5 protein-coding genes and 6 tRNA genes are annotated in these 8,675 nt (G+C 43.2%); 10 read left to right on the top strand and 1 reads right to left on the bottom strand.

Features of this window, described 5'->3' with window-relative positions:
- Positions 1 to 390 precede the first annotated feature (390 nt).
- Positions 391 to 1,032, bottom strand: a complete 642-nt coding sequence (locus FTV31_RS14910; RefSeq protein WP_180015595.1) for a peroxiredoxin — start codon at positions 1,030 to 1,032, stop codon at positions 391 to 393.
- Positions 1,033 to 1,364: 332 nt separating this feature from the next.
- Between FTV31_RS14910 and secA the strand changes: the two genes are divergently transcribed.
- The 10 genes from secA (at position 1,365) to FTV31_RS14860 (ending at position 7,992) form a co-directional block, all read left to right on the top strand.
- Positions 1,365 to 4,091 (top strand): preprotein translocase subunit SecA, encoded by a 2,727-nt coding sequence (gene secA, locus FTV31_RS14905; protein ID WP_180015593.1) that lies wholly within the window; start codon positions 1,365 to 1,367, stop codon positions 4,089 to 4,091.
- Positions 4,092 to 4,244: 153 nt separating this feature from the next.
- Positions 4,245 to 4,598 carry a hypothetical protein gene (locus FTV31_RS14900; protein ID WP_159124164.1) on the top strand — a complete coding sequence of 118 codons (354 nt, stop codon included), beginning with the start codon at positions 4,245 to 4,247 and terminating at the stop codon, positions 4,596 to 4,598.
- 154 nt (positions 4,599 to 4,752) lie between these two features.
- Positions 4,753 to 5,973: a bifunctional glutamate N-acetyltransferase/amino-acid acetyltransferase ArgJ gene (argJ, locus tag FTV31_RS14895; protein WP_180015591.1), complete on the top strand. Its 1,221-nt coding sequence runs from the start codon at positions 4,753 to 4,755 to the stop codon at positions 5,971 to 5,973.
- Between the two features lie 152 nt (positions 5,974 to 6,125).
- On the top strand, positions 6,126 to 7,193 hold the full coding sequence (nadA, locus tag FTV31_RS14890) for a quinolinate synthase NadA (RefSeq protein ID WP_179993243.1): 1,068 nt from the start codon (positions 6,126 to 6,128) through the stop codon (positions 7,191 to 7,193).
- Positions 7,194 to 7,347: 154 nt separating this feature from the next.
- Positions 7,348 to 7,424 (top strand) — tRNA-Pro (locus FTV31_RS14885).
- 35 nt (positions 7,425 to 7,459) lie between these two features.
- A tRNA-Arg gene (locus FTV31_RS14880) sits at positions 7,460 to 7,536 on the top strand.
- Positions 7,537 to 7,572: 36 nt separating this feature from the next.
- Positions 7,573 to 7,648 (top strand) — tRNA-His (locus FTV31_RS14875).
- An 18-nt stretch (positions 7,649 to 7,666) separates the two neighbouring features.
- Positions 7,667 to 7,743: transfer RNA gene (locus FTV31_RS14870), tRNA-Pro, on the top strand.
- Positions 7,744 to 7,821: 78 nt separating this feature from the next.
- Positions 7,822 to 7,897 (top strand) — tRNA-His (locus FTV31_RS14865).
- A gap of 18 nt (positions 7,898 to 7,915) precedes the next feature.
- Positions 7,916 to 7,992, top strand: a tRNA-Pro gene (locus tag FTV31_RS14860).
- Positions 7,993 to 8,675: the final 683 nt, after the last annotated feature.

Genomic DNA, 8,675 nt, shown 5'->3' with positions numbered 1-8,675 from the left:
TCTTGAGTAAGATGAGTATAGTTCATGATGCAACTTTGACTTTGGTCGGTCGGAAGCAAAATGCTAGCTCATCTTGCTTCCTTCCAATAATTTAATCTCTGTTGCACTTCATTTGAGAATCCAAGTTCAAAAAGGATAGAACAGCATTTAGCTTATTCTCTTGTACCCACGGCATAGCCGTGGGTCTTCTTGCGGAATATATTCCTCAGGGCGGAGCAGTGCTGCGTTTTATCTTGAACTACGCGCTGCGCTTGTCTTGCGAATACTTAAAGTAGTATTTCAAATACTGCGCACTTCGTTTGCCTTGCGCATAACTGAAAAGCAGTACTTTCAGTTTTGTCACTCGAAGCATAGCTTCTCGTCTTGCGCAAGGGCAGAGCAGTGCTCTGCTTATCCTTGCTCAGGCTGTGGAGTGAGGCGTAAATAAGGAGTCACAGCTTTATAGCCTTTAGGGAAACGTTGTTTGATTTCTTCCTCATCTTTTAATGAAGGTACAATCACTACATCATCGCCATGTTGCCAGTTTGCTGGAGTTGCGACTTTATGGTTGTCGGTTAATTGCAGAGAATCAACTACACGTAGTACTTCATGGAAGTTACGCCCTGTTGATGCAGGGTAGGTAATAATCAGACGCACTTTCTTATTTGGATCAATGATTACCAGAGAGCGTACAGTTAAAGTTTCGCTGGCATTTGGGTGAATGAAATCATACAGCTCAGATACTTTACGGTCCTGATCGGCAATGATTGGGAAATTCACACTGGTATTTTGCGTTTCGTTAATGTCTTTGATCCAGCCATGATGCGATTCAACATCATCCACAGAAAGGGCAATTGCTTTCACGTCACGCTTTTCAAACTCATCTTTCAGCTTTGCGGTAAATCCCAGTTCAGTGGTGCATACAGGGGTATAATCTGCTGGATGTGAAAATAAAATGCCCCAGCTATCGCCTAGAAAGTCATAAAAGTTAATTAAGCCTTCGCTAGATTGCTGTTCAAAATTCGGTGCGGTATCGCCTAAACGTAAACTCATTTTTCTTGCCTCAATTGATCTTGTAATGTGTCGATGAGAATAAATATGAACCAATTTTTTTATGATTAAAAATAGTGTTTTTAGAATTTCTTATGAATAAACCGAATAAAGAAGTAGGATATTGATTCAGAATCAGACAAATCAGTCGTCTAATTAACTATATTGCATGGGTAAAATTTGCTACATTACTTTGCCTTAGGTCTCAGGGCTAGGACGAAGGATGAGTTTTTTTCATTGGTTTTCTGGCAAAACCCTTGTAGTTCAAATTTCTAGCACCATAATAACGACTAAGAACATATTTATTTGACAAGCAAGATTTAGAGAGTCTATTCATGTTGGCAAGTCTGATCGGAGGAATCTTCGGTACCAAAAATGAGCGCGAACTCAAACGCATGCGTAAAATCGTAGACAAGATTAATGCGCTCGAGCCGACGATATCAGCCCTAAGCGATGCAGACTTATCTGCAAAAACTGAAGAATTCAAACAACGATATAATAAGGGTGAAAGCCTAGATAAGTTACTTCCTGAAGCATTCGCAGTCTGTCGTGAAGCTGCAAAACGTGTTATGGGAATGCGTCACTATGACGTACAGTTGATTGGTGGTATTACCCTGCATGAAGGCAAGATTGCCGAGATGCGTACCGGTGAAGGTAAAACCTTGATGGGGACGCTGGCCTGTTATCTCAATGCATTGAGCGGGCAGGGTGTCCATGTCATCACGGTGAACGACTATTTGGCACAACGTGATGCCGAGTTAAACCGTCCATTGTTCGAATTCTTGGGTTTAAGCATTGGGATTATCTATTCCATGCAGAACCCGATGGAAAAATCCGAAGCCTATAAAGCAGATATCACTTACGGTACCAATAACGAATTCGGTTTCGATTATCTTCGTGACAACATGGTGTTCTCGTTGGCTGAGAAAAAACAGCGTGGTCTGACCTATGCCATTATCGATGAGGTCGATTCGATCCTGATCGATGAAGCGCGTACACCGCTGATTATTTCTGGTCAAAGTGAAGACTCCTCCCAGCTTTATGCAGCGATCAACAGCATTCCACCGAAGTTAAAAGCACAGAAAGAAGAAAAAGTACCGGATGGCGGTCATTTCTGGATTGATGAAAAACAGCGTTCTGTTGAAATTACTGAAACCGGTTTTGAAACCATTGAAAGTGAATTGATTGCAATGGGCTTGCTGGCTGAAGGTGAAAGCCTGTATTCAGCTTCTAATTTGAATTTGCTGCATCATGTGACTGCTGCGATTCGTGCGCACTATCTGTATCAACGTAACGTGCATTACATCATCCATGAAGGTGAAGTGATCATCGTCGATGAGAACACCGGTCGTACCATGCCAGGTCGTCGCTGGTCTGAAGGTCTGCACCAGGCAGTTGAAGCAAAAGAAGGTCTGGAAATCCAGCCGGAAAACCAGACCCTTGCAACTACTACATTCCAGAACTATTTCCGTCTGTATAAAAAATTATCCGGTATGACCGGTACTGCAGATACTGAAGCTGCGGAAATGAAAGAAATTTACGGTCTGGATGTGGTAATCATTCCAACCCACCGTCCAATGATCCGTAATGACCAGAACGATTTGATCTACCTGAATCGTGAAGGCAAATACAACGCGATTATTCAGGAAATCCAGCGTGTTCATGAAGCTGGTGTTGCGCCAATCCTGATTGGTACGGCCACTATTGAAGCGTCGGAAATTCTTTCTGACAAGCTTAAAGAAGCTGGTATTGAACATGAAGTCCTGAATGCCAAACAGCATGAGCGTGAAGCAGATATTATTGCCCAAGCGGGTGCACCGCGTGCTGTAACGATTGCAACTAACATGGCCGGTCGTGGTACCGATATTTTGCTGGGTGGTAACTGGAAAGCGCTACTGGCCAAAATTGAAAACCCAACCCCTGAAGATGAAGCACGCCTGAAAGCAGAATGGGAAGCGAATCATGAAGCAGTTCTTGCTTCTGGTGGTTTGCATATTATCGGTTCTGAACGTCATGAATCTCGCCGTATCGATAACCAGTTGCGTGGTCGTGCGGGCCGTCAGGGTGACCCGGGTGTATCGCGTTTCTACCTGTCTCTTGAAGATGACTTGATGCGTATCTTTGCGGGTGACCGTGTGGTTGCCATGATGCGTGCAATGGGCTTAAAAGAAGATGAAGCGATTGAACACAAAATGGTGTCACGCTCAATCGAAAATGCACAGCGTAAAGTAGAAGCACGTAACTTCGACATTCGTAAGAACCTGTTGAAATACGATGACGTGAATAACGAGCAGCGTAAAATTATCTATAGTCAGCGTGATGAGATTCTGGCTGAAAGTTCATTGCAGGATTATATCGAAGAGATGATCCGTGAAGTGATGCAGGGCATGATCGCCAACTATATTCCGCCTGAATCGATTCATGATCAGTGGGATATTGACGGTCTGGAACTTGCACTTCGTGAAGACTTGTCGATTGATTTGCCAGTCGCACAATGGTTAGAGCAGGATCGTCGTTTAGACGAAGAAGCACTGGTTGAACGAATTACTGAAGAAGTGGTAAATCGTTACCGTTCACGTCGTGAACAAATGGGTGCTGAATCTGCAGCATCACTCGAACGTCATTTCATGCTGAACTCTCTGGACCGTCACTGGAAAGAGCATCTGGCTGCGATGGATTACCTGCGTCAGGGTATTCATTTACGCGGTTATGCACAGAAAAATCCAGAGCAGGAATACAAAAAAGAAGCCTACAACCTGTTTGTAAACATGCTGGGCGTGATTAAATCTGACGTCATTACTGATCTGTCACGTATCCATGTGCCAACACCTGAAGAGCTGGCTGAAATGGAAGCACAGCAGCAGGCACAGGCTGAAGCGATGCGTTTGCAGTTATCTCATCAGGAATTTGATGGATTACTGGCTGAAGAAGATGAAATCACCACTGAACAAAATGCGCAGGCTAATCCTGTTGCACCAGTCTTTGAAGCACCGGCAAGCCGTAATGCACCTTGTCCATGTGGTTCAGGTCTGAAATACAAACAGTGTCATGGCAAGATCTAATTTCTGCTAAGTTTCTAAACTATAAAAAGATCAGGACCAAATGGTCCTGATCTTTTTATGTATATGGACTTTTCAGCTGATGAATACTGTTTGCACTGTACCGGATTAAATGGTATTTAATGGCAGATTGAACACCGCAAAGTGGAAGAAACAATGACAAAAGTATTAAAAACGATGATGGTTGCTGCTTTGGTAATCCCGACTTTAAGTTTTGCTGAAACAGCAACAACGACACCTGCTAAAGTTCAGCAGGCCATTGGTCCAACTACGGCTCAGGTTCAGACGGGTACAGATGGTCAGGTGACCATTGCAAGTCCGCGTACTGGCATTCGCTATACCTTTAATAATTCAAACCGTCCAATCGTTTTGCAGACTGCAGCGATTGCAGCAGCCAATGCAGCGAATGCTGACCGTATTGTTGCTTCTAACCCAGCGCTTTCTGCGGCAAGTCAGCAACAGGCGAAACAAGCTTTATTGAGTGAATCAACCCAGCTGGCTAAAAACTAAGTTTGATCCAGTTTAATAAAACCAGTCACTATGACTGGTTTTTTATTGTGAAAAACCATAAGAAAAGTGAGTGTTCATCTGGCTTTGGCTCGATTTTTTAATGAAGATCAACTAAGCTGTATTTTTCTGAAACTTCAATATTGGACATTTAAAAATGGCAGTTGGTGACGTATCTATGCCACAGATGCATGTGGTAAAAGGGGTGAGAATTGGTTCGGCAGAAGCATATGTACGCTATCAGAACCGACGTGACCTGGTGATATTTGAACTGGCTGAAGGCTCCAATGTTGCAGGTGTATTTACCCAGAATGCTTTTTGTGCTGCCCCTGTGCATGTTTCTAAAGCACATCTGGCGGTAGGTAATCCACGTTATTTAGTTATTAATACCGGAAATGCTAATGCGGGTACAGGTGCTACAGGTATGGCGAATGCTGAAGCCACTTGTGCCAAACTGGCTGAACTTGCAGGTGTGAATGCAGCTGAAATCCTGCCATTTTCAACAGGTGTGATTGGCGAACAGTTGCCAATGGAGCGTCTGCTCAGTGGTTTACAGCCAGCACTAGACTCATTGCGTGATGATGCCTGGATCGATGCTGCAACGGGTATTATGACCACAGATACTACGCCGAAAGGTGCATCTGAACAGTTCGAGCTGGATGGTATTACTTATACCATGACCGGAATTTCCAAAGGTGCCGGTATGATTCGCCCAAATATGGCGACTATGTTGGGTTATGTGGCGACTGATGTAGCAATCAGCCGTGAACTGGTTCAACAGCTTTTATCTGAGACAGTGAATCAGTCATTCAACCGCATTACCATTGATGGGGATACCTCTACCAATGACTCTTGTATTTTCATTGCTACAGGTCAGGCCGGTGGAACAGAAATTTCATCAGTTGAAGATCCGCGTTATGCAGCTGTACTTGAAGTATTGATGCGTACCATGAAACGTCTTGCGCAACTGATTGTGCGTGATGGTGAAGGTGCGACTAAGTTCATCACAGTTGCAGTAGAAGGTGGCGCCAATACTCAGGAATGCTGTGACGTGGCCTATAGTATCGCGCATTCTCCATTGGTGAAAACTGCGATCTTTGCTTCTGATCCAAACTGGGGGCGTATTCTGGCTGCAATCGGTTATGCAGGTGTGGCGAATTTAGACGTTGCAAAAATTCAGGTTTGGTTAGATGATGTACAAATCTGCAAGGATGGTGGTGCAGCAGCAGACTATACCGAAGAGGCAGGTGCACGTGTGATGGCACAAGCTGAAATGACGATTCGTGTTGATCTTGGACGTGGTGAAGCAAAAGATACAGTCTATACCTGTGACCTGTCCTATGATTATGTGAAGATCAATGCTGATTATCGTTCATAATTCAGATTGTTTCTAAAGCTTCCGTTGTGGGGCTTTTTTTATATCTTATGATTTTTAATGACTGGTCAAAAAAGCATTTCGCCAGAGATGACCGGGATGTAGGGTGAAAGGTTCGTTGAATAATGAACCATGAGGGTAGAGTAAGAGTTATTATGAATGATGCGACCAAATTAATAGCCAATGAAGCCAAATCGATTGTGCAGGCGCATTTAGATCGTTTAGGAGAACCCAAAGAGCATCAGATCAGTGCACAGGCCAAACAGGAAAAATTTGCACAGATTCAAGCCGAATTGGAAAAGCAGAATGCAGTGCTAGTTGCACATTATTATTGTGATCCTGAAATACAGGAACTGGCAGAACTGACTGGTGGCTGTGTGTCCGATTCATTGGAAATGGCACGTTTTGGACGTGACCATCCTGCATCGACCTTAGTGGTAGCTGGGGTTAAATTCATGGGTGAAACCTCAAAAATACTTTCACCAGAAAAAACCGTCCTGATGCCAACACTTGAAGCGACCTGTTCACTGGATTTGGGCTGTCCGGTAGAGGAATTTACCAAATTCTGTGATGCGCATCCTGATCATACTGTAGTGGTGTATGCTAATACTTCGGCTGCGGTTAAAGCCCGCGCTGACTGGGTCGTGACTTCAAGTTGTGCAGTTGAGATTATTGAACACCTCGATAGTTTAGGTGAAAAAATTATCTGGGCACCGGATCAGCATCTAGGGCGTTATATCCAGAATAAAACCGGTGCTGACATGCTGCTTTGGGATGGCGCGTGTATCGTCCACGAAGAATTTCGTTCGCGCGGAATTGCTAATATGAAAGCCTTATATCCAGATGCGGCAGTGCTGGTCCATCCAGAATCACCGATGTCTGTGGTAGAAATTGCTGATGCAGTCGGAAGTACTTCTCAGTTAATCAAGGCAGCTCAAACCTTGCCACATCAGCGTTTGATCGTGGCAACAGATCGCGGTATTTTCTATAAAATGCAGCAGGCTGTGCCAGATAAGATTTTGATTGAAGCTCCAACCGCTGGAGAAGGAGCAACCTGTCGTTCATGTGCACACTGTCCTTGGATGGCCATGAACGAGCTAGATGGAATCTTGCATGTTCTACAACATCGTGATCAGGAGATTCATGTTGACCCCGCATTAGCTCAACGAGCCAAACTGCCTTTAGATCGTATGCTGGATTTTAGTGCCAGCTTGAAACGCTAAGATTTTGTATAAAAAATGTCTGAAATGCTTGATAAATAAACGCTTGAAGTGTTTTTTTGATTTTTTTTAAATATAGGTGTTGACGTCTTATGGCGTCACGCCTAGAATGCACACCGTACCAAGCGATAAGCTTGATACGAAAGCTGAGATGAATCGGAGCATAGCACAGCCTGGTAGTGCACCTGGTTTGGGACCAGGGGGTCGTAGGTTCGAATCCTACTGCTCCGACCAATTCTTCAAGGCGAATGGTGAAAATCATCAGTAAAGCGCTTGTAGCTCAGTTGGATAGAGCATCCGCCTTCTAAGCGGATGGTCACAGGTTCGAATCCTGTCAGGCGCGCCATTTTTGGTGGCTTGATATTTAAGAACCAAGGCAATGGTGGATGTAGCTCAGTTGGTAGAGCCCCGGATTGTGATTCCGGTTGTCGTGGGTTCGAATCCCATCATTCACCCCAACTCTTTGAGTTGAACATCGGAGCATAGCACAGCCTGGTAGTGCACCTGGTTTGGGACCAGGGGGTCGTAGGTTCGAATCCTACTGCTCCGACCATCTTCTTCATGGTGGTTAAGATAAATGATACCGCGTCAAGCGGTTTTTTTATGTCTAAATAATGAAGACACCGTAATGGTGGATGTAGCTCAGTTGGTAGAGCCCCGGATTGTGATTCCGGTTGTCGTGGGTTCGAATCCCATCATTCACCCCAACTCTTTGAGTTGAACATCGGAGCATAGCACAGCCTGGTAGTGCACCTGGTTTGGGACCAGGGGGTCGTAGGTTCGAATCCTACTGCTCCGACCATCGATAAAAATGATTAATTATATAGATACCGCGTTAGGCGGTTTTTTTATGTCTAAAATTTAAGTACGAACTAAATTTATCAATCAAAATAAAAATAGATTAGAAACTGGTTATTGATTAAGTTCATTCTTCATTCTTCATTCTTCATTCTTCATTCTTCATTCTTCATTCTTCATTCTTCATTCTTCATTCTTCATTCTTCATTCTTCATTCCAGAATTATGTTTTTAATAAATCGAACTAAATAAATGTACCTAGATCCTCTTATGGGGGAATAGCATTTATTGGGAGGTTAATAGGGTTTATGAAAATAAGAAAAATATTTATTTAAGTAAGTTGGAGGAATATTTTAAACGGGAGCGGCTATAGAAATAAAAAACTAAGTTGCATTTTATTAAGCTGAAACAAAATAGCCCCTATTTTTTAAACTCAAAAATGAAAATAGTAAAAAGATATCTAAAAATAGGGTTTTTAGATTAAAGAATATGCATATGGGGTTATTTTGTAGAAATAATAATCAACTGAAGTATTTTCTTAAAAATAGGGGTTGCGCTTGTTTGGGATTGGTCTATAATGCACATCCATCGGCGGTGATGAAGATTAAAACTTCTGATAAAACAGTAACTTAGCATGAAATGGTTAAGTTAGGTTTTAGAAAGGAAGTTTAAAAATAATTTTCATTAC

The organism is Acinetobacter sp. YH16031 (assembly GCF_013417335.1).
Classification (GTDB): Bacteria; Pseudomonadota; Gammaproteobacteria; order Pseudomonadales; family Moraxellaceae; genus Acinetobacter.
This window is presented reverse-complemented; position numbering and strand designations above follow the sequence as displayed.